At 73.4% G+C, this 17,335-nt stretch carries 13 protein-coding genes and 1 pseudogene; 6 read left to right on the forward strand and 8 right to left on the reverse strand.

Translation table 11 applies throughout. The annotated features are described in order from the left end of the window. Window positions 1-7: 7 nt before the first annotated feature. Window positions 8-1,777, forward strand: coding sequence for an NAD+ synthase (locus tag ABZ840_RS32160; RefSeq protein ID WP_361565702.1), 1,770 nt, complete (start codon window positions 8-10; stop codon window positions 1,775-1,777). A 50-nt stretch (window positions 1,778-1,827) separates the two neighbouring features. After that, window positions 1,828-2,172, forward strand: a pseudogene (locus ABZ840_RS32165) (nuclear transport factor 2 family protein); the annotation flags it as partial. 209 nt (window positions 2,173-2,381) lie between these two features. Here ABZ840_RS32165 and ABZ840_RS32170 read toward each other — a convergent pair. The 4 genes from ABZ840_RS32170 to ABZ840_RS32185 form a co-directional block, all read right to left on the reverse strand. Continuing rightward, the gene (locus ABZ840_RS32170; protein ID WP_361565704.1) at window positions 2,382-3,590 is read right to left on the reverse strand and encodes an MFS transporter; all 1,209 of its coding nucleotides are present in this window, start codon (window positions 3,588-3,590) and stop codon (window positions 2,382-2,384) included. A gap of 275 nt (window positions 3,591-3,865) precedes the next feature. After that, window positions 3,866-4,885 carry an endonuclease/exonuclease/phosphatase family protein gene (locus ABZ840_RS32175; RefSeq protein ID WP_361565707.1) on the reverse strand — a complete coding sequence of 340 codons (1,020 nt, stop codon included), beginning with the start codon at window positions 4,883-4,885 and terminating at the stop codon, window positions 3,866-3,868. Window positions 4,886-5,150: 265 nt separating this feature from the next. Continuing rightward, window positions 5,151-5,702 carry a TetR/AcrR family transcriptional regulator gene (locus ABZ840_RS32180; RefSeq protein ID WP_361565862.1) on the reverse strand — a complete coding sequence of 184 codons (552 nt, stop codon included), beginning with the start codon at window positions 5,700-5,702 and terminating at the stop codon, window positions 5,151-5,153. A 254-nt stretch (window positions 5,703-5,956) separates the two neighbouring features. Continuing rightward, a complete protein-coding gene (locus tag ABZ840_RS32185) occupies window positions 5,957-7,492 on the reverse strand; it encodes an MFS transporter (protein ID WP_361565865.1) in 1,536 nt (511 codons plus the stop codon). Window positions 7,493-7,798: 306 nt separating this feature from the next. Between ABZ840_RS32185 and panB the strand changes: the two genes are divergently transcribed. The 3 genes from panB (at window position 7,799) to ABZ840_RS32200 (ending at window position 10,787) form a co-directional block, all read left to right on the forward strand. Further along, window positions 7,799-8,731, forward strand: coding sequence for a 3-methyl-2-oxobutanoate hydroxymethyltransferase (gene panB / locus ABZ840_RS32190; protein WP_361565710.1), 933 nt, complete (start codon window positions 7,799-7,801; stop codon window positions 8,729-8,731). A gap of 200 nt (window positions 8,732-8,931) precedes the next feature. Beyond that, window positions 8,932-9,960, forward strand: coding sequence for an ATP-binding cassette domain-containing protein (locus tag ABZ840_RS32195; RefSeq protein ID WP_361565713.1), 1,029 nt, complete (start codon window positions 8,932-8,934; stop codon window positions 9,958-9,960). After that, window positions 9,957-10,787: an ABC transporter permease gene (locus ABZ840_RS32200; protein ID WP_361565715.1), complete on the forward strand. Its 831-nt coding sequence runs from the start codon at window positions 9,957-9,959 to the stop codon at window positions 10,785-10,787. Before ABZ840_RS32195 ends, ABZ840_RS32200 begins: the two co-directional genes overlap by 4 nt. Before the next feature lie 176 nt (window positions 10,788-10,963). On the opposite strand, the gene ABZ840_RS32205 is transcribed toward ABZ840_RS32200, so the two are convergent. Both ABZ840_RS32205 and ABZ840_RS32210 read right to left on the reverse strand, forming a co-directional pair. Next, on the reverse strand, window positions 10,964-14,596 hold the full coding sequence (locus ABZ840_RS32205) for a BTAD domain-containing putative transcriptional regulator (protein WP_361565718.1): 3,633 nt from the start codon (window positions 14,594-14,596) through the stop codon (window positions 10,964-10,966). 109 nt (window positions 14,597-14,705) lie between these two features. After that, window positions 14,706-15,221: a DUF6578 domain-containing protein gene (locus tag ABZ840_RS32210; protein ID WP_361565721.1), complete on the reverse strand. Its 516-nt coding sequence runs from the start codon at window positions 15,219-15,221 to the stop codon at window positions 14,706-14,708. A gap of 96 nt (window positions 15,222-15,317) precedes the next feature. Between ABZ840_RS32210 and ABZ840_RS32215 the strand changes: the two genes are divergently transcribed. Continuing rightward, entirely contained in the window at window positions 15,318-16,106 is a 789-nt protein-coding gene (locus ABZ840_RS32215; protein ID WP_361565723.1) for a site-2 protease family protein, read from the forward strand. A gap of 80 nt (window positions 16,107-16,186) precedes the next feature. Here ABZ840_RS32215 and ABZ840_RS32220 read toward each other — a convergent pair whose 3' ends face one another. Then, the gene (locus tag ABZ840_RS32220; protein ID WP_361565726.1) at window positions 16,187-16,432 is read right to left on the reverse strand and encodes a hypothetical protein; all 246 of its coding nucleotides are present in this window, start codon (window positions 16,430-16,432) and stop codon (window positions 16,187-16,189) included. Between the two features lie 152 nt (window positions 16,433-16,584). Beyond that, window positions 16,585-17,325, reverse strand: a complete 741-nt coding sequence (gene npdG / locus ABZ840_RS32225) for an NADPH-dependent F420 reductase (protein WP_361565729.1) — start codon at window positions 17,323-17,325, stop codon at window positions 16,585-16,587. Between the last annotated feature and the right edge of the window lie 10 nt (window positions 17,326-17,335).

Here is a 17,335-nt window from a genome sequence, read left to right on the forward strand (position 1 = left end):
CGGCCGCGTGCCTCGACTCCGTCTCGCTCTGCACCAGGCCGACTTCTGGGTGGGCGACCTCGCCCGGAACGCCGAAACGATCGTGCGCCGGACCCGGGAGGCGGCCGGACGCGGCGCGCGCCTTGCCGCGTTCCCCGAGATGGCGCTGACCGGCTACCCCGTGGAGGACCTCGCGCTGCGCCCCTCCTTCGTGGCCGCGAGCCGCGACGCGCTGCGCGCCCTCGCCGCGCGCCTCGCCGACGAGGGCCTCGGCGAGACGGTCGTCGTCACCGGCTACCTGGACCGCCGCGAGCACGCCGAGCCGCGGTACGGACGCCCGGCCGGCGCCCCGCAGAACGCCGCCGCCGTGCTGCACCGCGGCCGGGTGGTGCTCACCTTCGCCAAGCACCATCTGCCGAACTACGGCGTCTTCGACGAGTACCGGTACTTCGTGCCCGGCGACACGCTCCCCCTCGTCCGGGTGGACGGCGTCGACATCGCCCTCGCCATCTGCGAGGACCTGTGGCAGGACGGCGGCCGGGTCCCGGCGACCCGTACGGCGGGCGCGGGCCTGCTGCTCTCCGTCAACGCCTCCCCCTACGAGCGGGACAAGGACGACACCCGGCTGGAGCTGGTGCGCAAGCGCGCCCAGGAGGCCGGCTGCACGACGGCGTACCTGGCGATGACCGGCGGCCAGGACGACCTGGTGTTCGACGGCGACTCGATCGTGGTCGACGCGCACGGCGAGGTGCTGACCCGGGCCCGGCAGTTCGCCGAGGAGTGCCTGCTCCTCGATCTCGACCTGCCGGCCGCCGCGGACCGGCCGCCGTCCGGCGTCGTCGACGACGGTCTCCGCATCGAGCACGTCACGCTCTCCGCCGAGCCGCTGCCGCCGTACGAGCCGCTGCCGGTGCCGGCCCCGGCACCGCGCCTGGACGCCGCCGAGGAGATCTACGGCGCGCTGGTCATGGGCCTGCGCGCCTACATCACCAAGAACGGCTTCCGCAGCGTGGTGATCGGCCTCTCCGGCGGCATCGACTCGGCGCTGGTCGCGGCCGTCGCCGTCGACGCCCTGGGCGCGGCGAACGTGTACGGCGTCTCCATGCCGTCCCGCTACTCCTCCGGCCACTCCAGGGACGACGCCGCCGAACTGGCCCGCCGTACCGGCCTGCACTACCGCACGGTCCCCATCGGGCCCATGTTCGACGCGTACATGGAGTCCCTGGCGCTCACCGGCCTGGCCGAGGAGAACCTCCAGTCGCGCATCCGCGGCACGACGCTGATGGCGATCTCCAACCAGGAGGGCCACCTCGTGCTGGCCCCCGGCAACAAGTCCGAGCTGGCCTGCGGCTATTCGACCCTGTACGGCGACTCCGTGGGGGCGTACGGCCCGATCAAGGACGTCTACAAGACGGTCGTGTTCCAGCTCGCGAAGTGGCGCAACCGGTCGGCGGCGGAACGGGGCGAGACACCGCCCATCCCGGAGCACTCGATCACCAAGCCGCCCAGCGCGGAGCTGCGGCCCGGCCAGGTCGACACCGACTCGCTGCCCGACTACCCCACCCTCGACGCGATCCTGGACCTGTACGTCGACCGCGACCTCGGTCACGCCGAGATCCTCGCCCGCGGTTACGACCCGGAGCTGGTCACCCGCGTCCTCCGGCTGGTCGACGCCGCCGAGTACAAGCGCCGCCAGTACCCGCCGGGTACGAAGATCTCCGCCAAGGGGTTCGGCAAGGACCGCCGGCTGCCGGTGACCAGCCGGTGGCGGGAGGGCGGGGAGCCGGTCTCCCGCTGACGCCCGGCCGGGCTTGACCTCAACCTTGCTTGAGGGAGCAGGCTCGGATCATGACCACGACACCGGATCACACCGAGATCTCCCTGCTCGTCAGCGGCTTCTTCCGCGCACTGGACGCCCGCGAGTTCGACGCGGGCTGGGCCGACGCGTACCTCACGGAGGACATCGGCGTCGTGACGCCCATCGGCCCCGCCGAGGGCGCGGCCGCGGTGCGCCACACCGAGGAGGCGATCGGGCGGTTCGCACGTACCCAGCACGTCTCCAGCGATCTCCTGCTCGCCACCGACCCCGCGACGGGAGAGGTCACCGCGTCCTGGAACGCGCTGATGACCCACGTCCACCACCCGGCCACCCTGAAGCGGCGCGGGCCCGGCGCCGACCCCCTGTTCACCGTGGGCGGCCGCTACGAGGCGCGGCTGCGCCGCACGGACACCGGCTGGCGGATCTCCCGGATGGCCGTCGAGGCGGTCTGGACCACGGGACAGCCCCCGGACCTGCCCGAGGGCGTACGCGCCGAGGCCCGGGCCGCGATCCGGCCGCCGGAAACGGCAACGGCCGGCCGGGCGCCGCGCGGGCGCCGGGCCGGCCGTCGGAACCGGGCGGTTCAGCCGAGCCGGGCGGGCTCGTGCCGGACCTTGTCGTCGCTGGCGGCGACGATGCGGGAGCGGGTCGGGGTGCGGTCCAGCAGGCCGGCCGTCACCGCGATGGCGAGGCCGACGACCGCCAGGACCGCGCCGACCAGGGTCGGGGAGGTCCAGCCCCAGTGCGCGGCGATGGCGACGCCGCCGAGCCAGGCACCGCCCGCGTTCGCGAGGTTGAACGCGGAGTGGTTGGAGGCGGAGGCGAGCGTCGGGGCGTGCTCGGCCTTGTTCATCACCAGCATCTGGAGGGGTGTGGTGGTCATGAAGCCGACCGCGCCCAGCACCACGACGGTGACCAGGGCCGCCCACTGCACGTGAACGGTGAAGTGGAAGGCGACGAGCGCGACGGCGAGGGCCGCGAGCGAGCCGTACAGGGTCGGGCGCAGCGCCCGGTCCGTCAGCGGGCCCGCGGCCAGCGCGCCGAGGGTCATGCCGATGCCGAAGAGGGCCAGCACGACGGGCACGGTCCCCTCGCTGAAGCCGGTGACCTTGGTCATCATCGACGCGAGGTAGCTGTAGACGGCGAACACGCCGGCGAAGCCGAAGACGGCGGTGAGCAGGCCGAGCAGCACCTGGCGGTTGCCGAGGGCGCGCAGTTCGTGCTTCACACCGCTCTGCTCGTCACGCGGTACGTACGGGACGAGCTTGGCCAGCGCGGCCATGGCGATCAGGCCGATGGCGGCGACGACCAGGAAGGTCGCGCGCCAGCCGAGGTGCTGGCCGAGCAGGGTCGCGGCGGGCACGCCGACGATGTTGGCGACGGTCAGACCGAGGAACATCGTGGCGACCGCGCGGGCCTGGCGGCCCTCCCGCACCAGCCGGGCCGCGACGACCGCGCCGACGCCGAAGAACGCGCCGTGCGGCAGCCCCGCCAGCAGCCGGCCCGCGATGAGCAGGCCGAAGTTCGGGGCGAGCGCGGACGCGAGGTTGCCGGCCGTGAAGACCGCCATCATGAGCAGCAGCATCCGCTTGCGTGGGATGCGCGAGCCGAGTGCGGTCAGCAGCGGGGCGCCGATGACGACGCCGAGAGCGTAGGCGGAGACGAGGTAGCCGGCGGTGGGCACGGAGGTGCCCAGGTCGTTCGCGACATTGGGCAGCAGGCCCATCATCACGAACTCGGTGGTGCCGATACCGAAGGCCGAGATCGCGAGCGCGAGCAGAGCCAAGGGCATGAGTGACCTTTCAGGATCAAGGGGGTGGCGCGCCCGCAGTGGCGCGCGCGAGACAGGGACAGCCTTAAGTTCTCTTCCGGAACAAAGTGTCGCAGGCGATTCATTCCCGCACGCGAACAGAGCGTTACAGCGACAAGTCCTGACCCCGGAAGAGGGGAAAATGAGGGAAACGCGGTGGGGGCGGGGCCACCTCCGTGACCCCGCCCCACCGCATCGGTGCCGTGCGGCCGCCGTACGCTCCCGCGCCCCGGCGGCTCAGTTCTTGACGGACCGCCTCAGATCTTGAAGGACGCCGCCAGCGGCAGATGGTCACTGCCGGTCGACGCCAGCGTCCACGCCGAGGCCGGGTCCAGGCCCTTGACCATGATCTGGTCGATCCGGGCCATCGGGAAAGCGGCCGGCCAGCTGAAGCCGAAGCCGTCGCCCGCCGCACCCTGCGCCGACCGCATCTGCGCGGTGACCGGGGCGAGCGAGCGGTCGTTCATCGTGCCGTTCAGGTCGCCGAGCAGGACGACCTTGGACAGCGGCTCGTGCGCGATGGCCTCACCCAGCGCCGCGGCGCTCCGGTCCCGCTGGTTCGCGGTGAACCCGGCCTTGACCTTCACCCGGACCGACGGCAGATGCGCGGTGTAGACCGCGATCCGCTCCCCGTCGGGCGTGGTGACCGTGGCGCGCTGGGCCCGCGTCCAGCCCATCTTGATGTCCACCGGGCGCGCGTCGGAGAGAGGGTACTTGCTCCACAGGCCGACCGTGCCCTGGACCGAGCGGTACGGGTACTTCTTGGCCAGCGCCGACCGGTACTCGGGCAGCGCCTCGCCGGTCAGCTCCTCCAGCGCGATCACGTCGGCCCCGGAGGCCGCGACCTTGCGGGCGGTGCCGGCCGGGTCGGGGTTGTCGGCGTCGACGTTGTGCGTGGCGACCGTCAGATTGCCCTCGCCGCCGGACTTGTCGGTGAGCTGCCCGGCGAAGAGGTTCGCCCAGACGACCGCCGGCAGCACCAGCGCGACCAGCGCGATCGCCGAGCGCCGCAGCAGGGCCGCGACGAGCAGTACCGGGATGCCCAGCCCCACCCACGGCAGGAACGTCTCCAGCAGGCTGCCGAGGTTGCCCACCGAATTGGGCACGTCGGCGTGGAGCACCATCAGCAGGCCCAGCAGTACGGCGAGCACGGCCAGCACGATCCCGCGCCGCCACATGCCCTCACGACGCCACCAGCCGGTCGCGCGGCCCGTCCGGCGGCCGGTCCCGCCGGGGCCCGCGCCCCGCCCCGCCTCCGACATGTACGCCTGCGTCATCCCGATGCCCTCACTGCCGTGCTCGTGCGCCCCGCCTGGCCCCTGGCTTCCGTGCCCTTGACCATAGGCGATGCTCAGCCTGTGCTGTCCCCTCAGGGGACGATGCACGGACGGCCGTGAGTTCCGCGGGCATGCGCGCCGACAGGTGCTGTGACAGAACGAGCATGAACCGCTCATCGAGCGGTCGGATTCGGGCGACGGGAAGATCATTCTGCACGCCGCGCCGGACGGGCCGCAACGTCGCCCGACCAGGCCCGGCGCGGTCTCAGGTGCGCGGCCGAACACCGTCCAGGACCGTGTCGACGATCTGCTCGGCGAGGCCCTCGGGCAGTTCCTTCCACTCGTGCAGCAGCGCCCGGGAGAGCATCGGCGCCGCGAAGAGGTCGGCGAGGACGTCGATGTCGCAGTCGCCGCGCAGCTCGCCGCTCGCGATGCCCCGCCGCAGGACCGCCAGCAGCGCGTCCCGGCGGGCCTGGACGACCGTGTCGTGGTACTCCCGCCACAGCTCGGGCTGCGCCTTGACCTGGGTGATCACCGTCCGCATCAGCGCGGAGTTGCGCTTGGCCAGGCCGCGGCGGCGCAGGAACTCCAGCAGCGCGACCAGGTCGTCCCGTACCGACTCGCCCGCCAGCTCGGGGTTCTCCTCCTCCAGGGAGCGCATGACGTCGAGCATGAGGCCGGACTTGCCGGACCAGCGCCGGTACACCGTCGCCTTGCCCACGCCCGCCTCCCGGGCGATGCGCTCCATCGACAGGTCGGCGAGCGGGACGTCGCGCTCCAGGAGGTCCAGCACGCTCTCGATGATCGTGGACTCCAGCGCCTCGTTCCGCGGCCGCCCGGGCCGCCGCCCGGCCCCTGAGGGCCCGGCCGCGGCGGGGGGCTCCGTGGCGCGGGTCTCGGCGGCGCGCGCGGACGGCTTCCCCGTGGACGGCCCGGCGGCGTCCGCGGACGGCTCCGCCGCGGTCTCTCGCGGCCGCCGTGCCCCCTCGGCCGGTGTCCCGTCCCGTTTCCCGCGCGTCACGCCTGGTCCGCCTCTCGCTCGTACCGCCCTGCCCGGAGCACCGCCGGCCGTTACGGCCGCCGCCCCGCGGGAGAAGTCTCTCGCGGCGCCTCCTGGGCCGGCCCGGCAGGCCGGTCGGCCGCCTTGCCGGGCAGGAAGAGCCCGACGACCAGCGCGCCGAGGACGGCGACGGCGGCGGAGCCGAGCGCCGTGACGTGCATGGCGTGCACGAACGCGTCGTTCGCCGCGGCGGCCAGCTGCCGTCCCGCGGGCCCCAGCCGGTCGGCGACGCCGAGCGTGGCCTCGATGGACTCGCCCGCCGCGTGCCGCGCCGCGTCCGGCAGCCCCGGTACGGCGTTCAGCGTGCCCTCGATGTCGTTGCGGTACGTCGCGGACAGCACGGAGCCCAGTACGGCGACCCCGAGGGTGCCGCCGACCTGCCGGAACGTGTTGTTCAGCGCCGAGCCGGAGCCGGCCTTCTCGCGCGGCAGGGACTGCATGATCGAGACGGTGACCGGCGGCATGATGTGCGCCATGCCGGTGCCCTGGATGAAGAAGAGCACCTCCAGCACGACGATCGGGGTGTCGGTGCCCATCAGCACGAAGCCCGACATCGTGACGGCGACCAGCAGCATGCCGACCGTGCAGACGGCCTTGGCGCCGAAGCGGTCGACGACGTGCCGGGCCCGCGGCGCGAAGATCATCTGGGCGGCGGCCAGCGGCAGGAGCAGCAGGCCCGCCTGGAGCGGGGAGAAGCCGCGCACGCTCTGGATGTAGAAGACCATGAAGAACGTGACGCCCATCAGCGCGAAGAAGACCAGCGCGATGGCGGCGACGGCCGCGGAGAAGGCGGGCTTGCGGAAGTGGCCGATGTCGATCGACGGGTGGTCGATGCGCTTCTCGTAGAGCACGAAGCCGGCCAGGACGAGCAGGCCGCCGAGGACCGTGCCGACCACCTGCGGGTCGGTGAAGTCCGCGAGCTGGCCGCCCTTGATGATGCCGTACACCAGCAGCACGAGGCCAACGACGGACAGCACCACGCCCACCGGGTCGAGCCGGCCGGGCCGCGGGTCCTTGCTGTCCGGGACCAGCAGCACCATCGCGACCAGCGCGATCAGCACGATCGGCACGTTGACCAGGAAGACCGAGCCCCACCAGAAGTGCGAGAGGAGCAGGCCGCCGGCGATCGGGCCGATCGCGATGGCGAGGCCGACGCCGCCGGCCCAGATGCCGATGGCCTTGGGCTGCTCGTCGCGCTCGAAGACGTTCATGAGGACGGCGAGGGTCGCCGGCATGACCAGCGCGCCGCCGAGGCCCATCACCGCGCGGAAGGTGATCAGCTGGCCGGGCGAGCCGGACACGGCGGCCAGCACGGAGCCGAGGCCGAAGATCACCAGGCCGGTCAGCAGGATCTTCTTGCGGCCCAGCCGGTCACCGAGGAGCCCCGCGGTGAACAGCAGGCCCGCGAAGACCAGCGTGTAGGAGTTGATCGCCCACTCCAGCTGGCTCTGGCTCGCGCCGAGGCCGGTGGGGGCCGGGGTGGCGATCGTCTTCATCGCCACGTTCAGGATCGAGTTGTCCAGCACCACGATGAGCAGGCTGAGCATCAGCACCGCGAGGATCGCCCAGCGGCGGCGGTGGATGTGCTCGGGGACCTGGCGGGCGGCGGTCGCGGGTATGCCCGCGCCGGACGGGGCGCCGGCGGCCCCGCCGCCGGGCGAAGATTCGGATGAACGTGCCATAAGAACCAGCGTACGCCATTTTCGATACGGCACCGTTCCGTATCGTTGGTTGTATCGGGCACGCACTCGCTTCGGGTCCTCTTCCACCACTCCGCACCGGCGTGTCAGCATGGGCAATGAGTCCGGGGACGCCGTCAGGGCGCCTCGAGATGACCTGAAGGAGCCGTCGTCATGACGCAGATTTCGCCTGCCCGGGCGCAGGACAAGCAGGGGGCACAGGGCGCGCAGGACCGGAATTCCGGCACCGCGGCGCAGCCCGCCACGAAGCCCGCATCGGACAAGTCGCTGTACGGCGGCACCCGGTCCCGCCGCGTCACCGTCCGCGACATCGCCGCCGCCAAGGCCCGCGGCGACAAGTGGCCCATGCTCACCGCGTACGACGCGATGACCGCCTCCGTCTTCGACGAGGCCGGCATCCCCGTCCTGCTCGTCGGCGACTCCATGGGCAACTGCCACCTCGGGTACGAGTCGACCGTCCCGGTCACGATGGACGAGATGACGCTGCTGTCCGCCGCCGTCGTACGCGGCACGGAGCGCGCCCTCGTCGTCGCCGACCTGCCCTTCGGTGCGTACCAGGAAGGCCCCGTCCAGGCACTGCGCAACGCCACCCGGCTGGTCAAGGAGGCCGGGGTGGGCGCGGTGAAGCTGGAGGGCGGCGAGCGCTCGGCCGAGCAGATCAAGCTGCTGGTCGACGCCGGCATCCCGGTGATGGCCCACATCGGGCTCACCCCGCAGTCGGTCAACGCCTTCGGCGGGTACCCGGTGCAGGGCCGCGGCGAGGAGGCGGCCCAGCAGCTGCTCCGGGACGCCAAGGCCGTGCAGGACGCGGGGGCCTTCTCGGTGGTGCTGGAGGCCGTACCGGCCGAGCTGGCCGCCGAGGTCACCCGCTCGCTGCACATCCCCACCGTCGGCATCGGCGCCGGCCTGGAGTGCGACGCGCAGGTCCTGGTCTGGACGGACATGGCCGGGATGACCAAGGGCCGGGTGCCGCGCTTCGTGAAGCAGTACGCGGAGCTGCGGAAGGCGCTGGGCGGCGCGGCGAAGGAGTTCGCCGAGGAGGTCGTGGGCGGCACCTTCCCGGCGGAGGAGCACACCTTCCACTGAGGGCTTGCCGGCACTTCCACTGAGGGCTTGCCCGCACGGTTTCAGGGGCGCCGGCAGTCTCTGCCGGCGCCCCGTCGCCGAGCGGGCGGGCCGGGCTCCCGGCACCCGTGTCGGTGATCTGTAGGCGTACCGACATCGGCCGACCAGGGCTGTCGGCTCTCTGTCGGAGCGTTGTCAGTGGTGCCTGCCACTGTGGACCCATGACGCAGAAGACACACTCCGCCGGCGGCCGCCCGGCCGTCCAAGTACGTGGCCTGGTAAAGCACTTCGGCGAGGTGAAGGCCGTCGACGGGGTGGACCTGGACGTGCGGGAAGGCACGGTCATGGGCGTGCTCGGGCCGAACGGCGCGGGCAAGACCACCCTCGTCCGCTGCCTCTCCACGCTCCTGGTGCCGGACGCCGGCACGGCCGTGGTCGCCGGGTACGACGTCGTGCGCCAGCCCCGCGCCCTGCGGCGCACGATCGGCCTGACGGGCCAGTACGCCTCCGTGGACGAGAAGCTCTCCGGCCGGGAGAACCTCTACATGATCGGGCGGCTGCTCGACCTCTCCCGCAAGGACGCCCGGGCGCGCACCGACGAGCTGCTGGAGCGGTTCTCGCTCACCGAGGCCGCCAAGCGCGCCGCCGGCAAGTACTCCGGCGGCATGCGGCGCCGCCTCGACCTGGCCGCTTCGATGATCGGCAAGCCCTCCGTGCTGTACCTGGACGAGCCGACGACCGGCCTCGACCCGCGCACCCGCAACGAGGTCTGGGACGAGGTCAACCGCATGGTCCGCGACGGCGCCACGGTGCTGCTGACCACGCAGTACATGGAAGAGGCCGAGCAGCTCGCCGACGAGCTGACCGTCGTCGACCGCGGCCGGGTGATCGCCGAGGGCCGGGTGGACGAGCTGAAGGCCAAGGTCGGCGGGCGCACGCTGCAGATCCGCCCGGCGGTCCGCGACGAGCTGGACCGCATGGTCGGCGCGATCGCGCAGGCCGGCCTGGACGGAATGGCGGGGGCCACGGCGGACCACGAGGACGGCGTGGTGAACGTCCCGATCGTCAGCGACGAGCAGCTGACCGCGGTGGTCACCGTCCTCGGCGAGCGCGGCTTCGCGCTCGCCGGCATCAACACCCATCTGCCCAGCCTGGACGAGGTCTTCCTGGCCATCACCGGTCAGAAGACGTCCGAGGCCGACGCGGCCGCCGAGCCGGCGGACGCCCAGTACGAGGAGGTCGCGGCATGAGCGCCGCAGTGATCACGGCGCCGGCCGCGAAGCCCGGAGCCGACGAGGGCCGGATCGGCCTGCGGGCCAATCTCCGCCACATCGGCGCGCTGGTGCGCCGCAACGCCCTGCAGATCAAGCAGGACCCCGAGTCGATGTTCGACGTCCTGCTGATGCCGATCATCTTCATCCTGCTGTTCGTGTACGTCTTCGGCGGCGCGATCGCCGGCAAGGGCAATCAGCAGGAGTACGTCCAGTACCTGGTCCCCGGCATGATGGCGATGATGGGCATGAACATCGCCATGGCGGTCGGCACGGGCGTCAACGAGGACTTCCGCAAGGGCGTGATGGACCGCTTCCGCACGATGCCCATCGCGCGGTCCTCGGTCCTCATAGCCAAGATCGTCGTCGAGATCGGCCGGATGCTGATCGCCACCGCGATCCTCCTGGGCATGGGCTTCCTGCTCGGCCTGGAGATCAGGGGCTCGGTGCTGCAGTTCGTCGCGGCGATCGTGCTGTCGACCGTCTTCGGCGCGGCGCTGATGTGGATCTTCGTTCTGCTGGGGCTGACGGTGAAGACGCCGCAGGCCGTGCAGGGCATGGCGATGCTGGTGCTGATGCCGCTCCAGTTCGGCTCGTCGATCTTCGCGCCCACCGCGTCGATGCCCGGCTGGCTGGAGGGGTTCACGAAGGTCAACCCCCTCTCGAACCTCGCCGACGCCGCCCGCGGCCTGCTGGGCGGCCAGGGCCCCGTCGCCCACCCGGCGCTGGTCACCCTGGCCTGGGCCGTGGCCATCACGGCCGTCACGATGCCCCTGGCGGTACGGAAGTTCCGCTCGAAGACCTGACGGGAGAAGACCTGGAGGACCTGACGGGAGAAGACCCCGAGGGGGAAAGGGCCTCGTCGGGGCCGGAGACAGGCTTCGTCGGGGCCCGGGGGTTCGGGGCCCGGGCCCCCGTCGGAATCCGGGGTTCGGGCCCGGGACCCCGGAGATTCGGAGACCGGAGGTTCGGATCCCCGGGGTCAGATGAGCGAGAGGGCCTCGTCGAGGGTGAGGGCGGCGCCCTCGGCGCGGGCCGACGCGTAGTCCGCCTCGCCGAGCACGGCGCGTACGGCCTCCTCCGCCGCCGTGCGGGAGTGCCGGGTGATGCGCGGCGCGTGCGGCCGGGGTGCGCGCAGCGCGTCGAACGAGCCGATCAGCCGTGCCCCGTCCGCCGCTCCGGCGGGCCCGCCGGTGACGGCCAGCGCCCGCGCCGCGACGAGCAGCTGGGACAGCAGGGCGTCGGGCGCGATGGCCCGGGTCAGCCGGTCGTCCATCATGGCGACGGCCCCGCGCACGGCCTCCAGCACGCCGTCGTACCGCCCCTCGTCCGCATCCAGCGCCGCCAGCGATCCCTCGACCACACCGAGGAAAAGCTGCGGCGTCGCGCGGTCGGCGAACTCCGCGCGCACCTGCCGCAGATGCTCCCGGGACTCGGCGGTCCGGCCGGCCGTCGCCAGCCAGGTGGCCAGCTGGATCCGGGCGAACGGCACGGCGTCGCGGTTGCTGTGCTGCCCCTCTTCCAGTACCTCGCGCAGCAGCCGTTCTCCCGTGTCCTCCTCGCCGGCCTCGATGAGCACACCGCCCAGTCGGACCTTGAGCAGCGGGAGCTGGCCGTGCGCGCCGAGGTCGGCGGCGTAGCGCATCGCGGCGCGGTAGTCGTCGGCGGCCGGGCCGTACTCCCCGTGGTTCTCGCGGGACTCGCCGCGGCCGGCCAGGGCCTCGGCCACGCCCCAGGCGTCGCCGATCCTCTGGAAGATCTCCAGCGCTTCGTCGACGTCGCGGGCCGCCTGCGGCAGGCCGCCGGGCCGGTCGTTCTGGATCTTCGCCCGCAGCTGGAGGACGAACGCCAGCTCCCAGTCGTAGCCGAACTCCCGGCAGCCGCGCACGGTCTCGTCGATCAGCTCGGTCAGTTCCTCGAACCGGCCCGTCAGCATGACGGCGTAGAACCACATCACGCCCGGCACCCGGCAGGTCTGCGGCAGCCCGCCACGGTAGACCGCGGCGACCCCGCGCAGCTCCTCCTGCTGCTCGGGCTCCAGCAGCGTGTCCATGTCGCTGTCCCGGCCGGCCAGTGCGACGAGCCGGACCTCCCGGCGCGCCTCCAGGAGCTGTTCGGGCGGCAGCGGCGGCGGGGCGTCGATGGGGCGGTCCGGCAGCGGCGGGGCGGGCACGGCCGGCGGCAGGAAGGGGTTGGGGCCGAGCTCGGCCGCGGCCATGGACCAGGTGCGGGCGTCGGCGCGGTGGTCGCGCAGCGTCCAGAACCACTGCAGGGCGAGGACGAGGCAGAGCACCTCGTGCTCGTCGCGGGCGGCGACGGCGCGGCGCAGGGCGGTACGCAGGTTGTCGTGTTCCTGCTCCAGCCGGTCCAGCCAGTGGCGCTGCTGGGGGCCGCGCAACAGCGGGTCGGCCGTACGGGCCAGCTCCCGGTAGGCCACGAGGTGCCGCCGCTCGGCCGCGGCCCGCTCCCCCGCCTCGTCCAGCCGCTCCCCGGCGTACTCCCCGACGGTCTCCAGCAGCCGGTACCGCATCTCCCCGTCCGCCGAGGGGCCTGCCACCACGAGCGACTTGTCGACAAGCGAGCCGAGCAGCGGCGCCACGTCCCCGGGCACGACGAGCGGCGACGCGGTGCCGTGGGGGCGGGCCACCCCGGTCGGCGTGTTCGGACCGGCCGGATCGGCCGGCACATCCGGTCCGGCCGATCCGGCCGGGGCAGTGGCGGACGTCGAGGCGGTGGGGGGCGTCGAGTCGGCTGCCCGCGTGTCCGCGCAGACGGTCTCCGCCGCGGTGAGGTCCGCGCCGCCGGAGAAGACGGAGAGACGGCGGAGGACGGCGCGTTCCGGGGCGTCGAGCAGGTCCCAGGACCAGTCGACGACCGCCCGGAGCGTCTGCTGGCGCGGCAGTACCGTACGGCTGCCGCTGGTCAGCAACCGGAAGCGGTCGTCCAGGCGGTCCGCGAGCTGCCGCGGCGAGAGCGACCGCAGCCGGGCCGCGGCCAGCTCGATGGCCAGCGGCAGGCCGTCCAGCCGGCGGCAGATCTCGGCGCACGCCTCCGGATCGTCCTCGATACGGAAACCGGGCCGCGCCGCTGCGCCCCGGTCGGCGAGCAGGCGCAGCGCGACGGGGTCGGGCAGCGGTTCCACCGGCCGGACCAGCTCACCGGGGACCGCGAGCGGCTCCCGGCTGGTGGCCAGCACGCTCACGTCCGGGCACTCGGCCAGCAGCCGTTCCGCCAGCAGGGCCGCCGCGTCGATGACGTGCTCGCAGTTGTCCAGCACGAGCAGCATGCGGCGGCCGGCGCAGTGCTCGGCGAGCTGCGCGAGCGGGTCGAAGGCGAGCGGGTCGGCGGCGGCCCGCAGCCCCTCGGCGGCGCTGCCGCGTACGACGGTCTCGCGGGCGCCGAGTGCGGTGAGTACGGCTTCCGGCACGGTACCGGGGTCCTGGACGGGGGCCAGTTCCGCGAACCACACGCCGTCCGGCCACGCCTCGGGCGCACCGGCCGCCGCGGCCTCCGCGCCTTCCTGCGAGAGCCGCGTCTTCCCGGCCCCGCCGGGCCCGAGCAGCGTCACGAGGCGATGCGCCGTCAGGTCGTCGCGCAGATCCCGCAGCTCCCGCTGCCGCCCGACGAACGACGTCAGCCGCGCCCGCAGATTCCCGGCCCGCCGCGCCTGCACCTGCCCGGACCGCTGCTCCTGGGCCTCTCCGGACCGCCGGTCCTGAGCCTGCCCGGACCGCTGGTCCCCGGGTGCCCCGGCCGACCGCGGCTCGCCGAGCGGCCCCGGGCCGGCTCCCGGCCACGCAGCCACGTCCGCCGCGTCCGCCGCACCCGCAGTGCTCCCCACATCCGCCGCATCGTGGGCCGTAAGGAGTTCCGCGTGCAGGGCGCGGAGGGACGGGGACGGGTCGGTGCCGAGGCGGTCGGCGAGGTCGGCGCTGAGGTGGGCGTACGCGTCCAGGGCCTCGGCCGTGCGGCCGGTGTCGCGCAGGGCGCGCAGCCGCAGCTCGTGCAGCGGCTCGTCCAGCGGATGCCGGTGGCAGAGCGCGGTGAGGGCGGGCAGCGCCTCGTCCGCGCGGCAGAGCGCGAGGTCGGCGGCGAGCCGGGCCCGCCGCGCGTCCAGATGCAGCCGCTCGGCCCCGGCCGCCTCCGCGACCGCGTCCGGGAGATCGGCGAGGGCCGGCCCGCGCCACAGCGTCAGCGCGTCGTCCAGCAGGGCGGCGGCCTTCCGGGGGTCGCCGTCCGCGAGCGCGCGCTCGCCCTCGCCCGCCAGCCGCTCGAAACGGTGCAGGTCGACGTCGTCGGGGTCGGCCGCCAGGTAGTAACCGCCGGTCACGGAGACGACCGCCGCGCGGCCGAGGGCCCGTCGCAGCCGCCCGACGAGCGCCTGAAGCGCCGCGCCCGCGTCCCTCGGCAGGCCGCCGCCGGCCGCCCCGTCCGGCGTCGCGTACCCGTCCGGCCCCGGGCCCCAGACGTCCGCGATCAGCGTGTCGGGCGTACGGGGACGCCCCGGCGTCAGCGCGAGGGCGGCGAGGAGTGCGCGCAGGCGGGCGCCGCCGAGGGCGACGTCGGTGCCGTCGTCCCGGCGTGCCTGGGTCGTCCCGAGGATTCCGTAGCGCACCGGCCCATTGTCGTCCACGGCCCGGGCGCCTCGCCCCTCCCCCAGCGTTGTCCGCTCCCCCGTCATTCCCTGTCAGCCCCCTGGTCCCCCGTCCGTACGCGTTTCCCGCTCACCGCCGCCGCGCGCCGGGTCCGTCCCGGCCGCCCGGCGGCGGTACCTCCAGCTCCACCAGGACGCCGCTCTCCGCCATGCGGTGTTCGGGACGGCCGTCCGGTTCACCGCCCCGCCCGTCGGCGAACCACTTGGGGCACTTACGGACCGGGCGCAGGTCGCGCTCGTCGGGCACGGGCTCGTAGGTATGGGAGCCCGCCGGCCGGCGGTAGCCCTCGGTCACCAGCTGGATCGAGCGGACCAGGCCGGTGACCGAGTCCGGGCCGTCGGGCCCGGGACCGTGGTTGTTCACCGTCCAGTCCCACATCGGGTCCGTCGTGGGGTTCAGCGCCCAGCTGACCCGGTCGCCCACGGAGAAGGGGGTGCCGCAGCACTCCATCTCCCAGTCCTCGTAGAACACCCGCCGCACGTCGGGGCCGCCGGCCACGTCGGGACGCGCATCGTCGGGACGTGCATCGTCGGCGGTGTTCGGGGGAGGGACGTTCGTAGCGGATGCGGACTCGGGATCGGGCATGGCACCAGACTGCCTGGAACCACCGGCATCACGCTCGTCGTTTTCCGAGTACAACCCGCCCCCGCCCCACCTCCCCCCCCTCAGGAGCACCGCACGATGACCACCGCAGTCCGGCGCGCGGATCAGCGCGTCAGTCCCGTCTTCCTCGCGCTCGTCGCCGTCATGGCGGTCTCGGGCTGGGCCGTGTGGACGGGGAGGCTGGCCGCGAACACCGGCTTCGCCGTGTTCCTGTTCGTGGTCTCGGGGTGGATCGTCTCGCTGTGCCTGCACGAGTACGCGCACGCCCGTACGGCGCTGCACAGCGGCGACATCTCGATCGGCGCCAAGGGCTATCTGACGCTCAACCCGCTCAAGTACACGCACGCGCTGCTCAGCATCGTGCTGCCGGTGATCTTCGTGATCATGGGCGGCATCGGGCTGCCGGGCGGCGCCGTCTTCATCGAGCGCGGCCGGATCCGGGGCCGCTGGCGGCACAGCCTGATCTCGGCGGCGGGCCCGCTGACGAACATCCTGTTCGCGGCCGTCGTGACCGCGCCCTTCTGGCTGGGCGCGATGGACGGCGTGCCGAAGCCGTTCCGGTACGCGCTCGCGTTCCTGGCGCTGCTGCAGGTGACGGCCGCGATCCTGAACTTCGTGCCGGTACCGGGGCTGGACGGGTACGGCGTGGTCGAGCCGTGGCTGCCGTACGGCGTGCGGCGGCAGGTCGAGCCGTTCGCGCCGTTCGGGCTGATCGCGGTGTTCGGACTGCTGTGGGTGCCGGGGGTGAACCAGGTGTTCTTCGAGGCGGTGCACGCGATCCTGGGCGCGCTGGGCGTCTCGGACCTGGACTCCTACCTCGGGCAGGAGTTCTTCCGCTTCTGGCAAGGCGAGCCGCAGGTCTTCTGACGCCGACAGCCCGGCGAGCCCCGCCGAGGGGCCTGACGCCGAGCCCGCCCCGGGGGCCGGGCGCCCGCCCGCCCCGGGGCCTAGCCCTGCGCCTGGGTCTCCGCCTGTGCCTGGGCCTGCTCCTCCGCCGCCGCGCGCTCCATCTTGGCGCGGCGCAGGTAGAACCACGCCATGTTGCTGGAGATACCGGCCACCAGGACCCACACGACGCCGATGAGGTTGCCCGCCACGAAGGACACCACAGCCGCGACGACCGCGAGGACGCAGACGACGAGGGCGAAGACGGCGAGACGCCGGGCCGGGCCGGACGGAGGCAGGGCGGGCATGAGACGGGGCTCCTGTCGGGGTACTGCGGTACTGCGGTCCCCTCCAGTGTCCCCCATGCCCCGCTCCGTCCTCCTCCGGCCCGGCACCCGGCCGGCCCGGAGGCCGGGCCCGCCGCCCCGCAGTACGGACCGGGCCCGGCCCGCCGCTGCCCTTACACGTCCGTGAGCCGCAGTCCCGCGTGTGCCTTGTAGCGGCGGTTGGCGGAGATGAGGTTGGCGACCAGGGACTCGACCTGGTGGGCGTTGCGGAGCCGGCCGGCGAAGACGCCGCGCATGCCGGGGATGCGCCCGGCCAGCGCCTGCACGACGTCGGTGTCGGCCCGCTTCTCGCCGAGCACCATCACGTCCGTGTCGATCTCGGCGATCTCCGGGTCCTGCAGGAGCACGGCCGAGAGGTGGTGGAAGGCCGCGGTCACCCGGGACTCCGGGAGCAGCGCGGCGGCCTGCTCGGCGGCGCTGCCCTCCTCCGGCTTCAGCGCGTAGGCGCCCTTCTTGTCGAAGCCGAGCGGGTTGACGCAGTCGACGACGAGTTTGTCGGCCAGCTCGGCGCGGAGCGATTCGAGGGTCTTGGCGTGGCCCTCCCACGGCACGGCCACGATCACCACGTCGGCGCGGCGCGCGCAGTCCGCGTTGGCCGCGCCCTCCACACCGTGGCCGAGCTCGTCCGCCGCCGCCTGCGCCCGCTCGGCGGCGCGCGAACCGATGATCACCTTCTGGCCGGCCCTGGCGAACCGGTACGCCAGCCCCCGGCCCTGGTCCCCGGTGCCGCCGAGTACGCCGATCACGAGCCCGGACACGTCCGGCAGGTCCCAGGGGTCCCGCTTGAGCGCCTTCTTGGCCTCGGTCGCGACGTTCACGGGAGTCGTGGACTGCGCATCGTCAGGAGTAGTCATGACAGCGATA

The sequence above is a fragment of the Streptomyces sp. NPDC047117 genome (assembly GCF_040643545.1).
Taxonomy (GTDB): domain Bacteria; phylum Actinomycetota; class Actinomycetes; order Streptomycetales; family Streptomycetaceae; genus Streptomyces.